General features: G+C 36.0%; 1 pseudogene. It reads left to right on the top strand.

What is annotated here, in order from left to right:
* Window positions 1–541: pseudogene (locus ACTHTY_RS11515) on the top strand (type I secretion protein); the annotation flags it as partial.

Below are 541 nucleotides of genomic sequence, written 5' to 3'. Positions count from 1 at the left end.
CTGCTAAGGCTTATGCTCAAGCGCGAGGCTATGGAGAAGCTGAGGCAATCTTTAACGAAGCGCGTATGGTTGCTTACGAAGAAAGATATAATGGTAGAGCATATAGCACAGGAATTAGTGGTAATCTTTACCCATACGTTAAAGGTAAGAGTTTTGGAGAGGTTAAAGATCTAATTGCTCGTCAGAATATGTATGGCATGTACCCAAGTAATGGAACTGGATCGATCAGAATGACTTATTATGAAACTGATATTGAATATTTCCTGAATACTCGTACCAATTTTTCCAAAGACTTTGAAGAAGCATTCTTAAGTCCCAATTTCAAACAATTATTTGTTAAGCATATGGCGAATTATGATACGTTTGGCAATAAGGGTAATAATAAAATTGTTGCTGATGGATCATATAGTCGTGATAGTTTATTGATAGGCAGATCTAAGACTTATTTAAAAAGTGGGGCATATATGTATGGAGATGCCGGAGATGATGTCTTAAAAGGTACTAATCAAAATGATATTTTATTAGGCGGCAGTGGTAATGA

Origin of the sequence: Neisseria sp. P0019.S002, from assembly GCF_051957155.1 — a bacterium.
Lineage (GTDB): Bacteria > Pseudomonadota > Gammaproteobacteria > Burkholderiales > Neisseriaceae > Neisseria > Neisseria perflava.
This window is presented reverse-complemented; position numbering and strand designations above follow the sequence as displayed.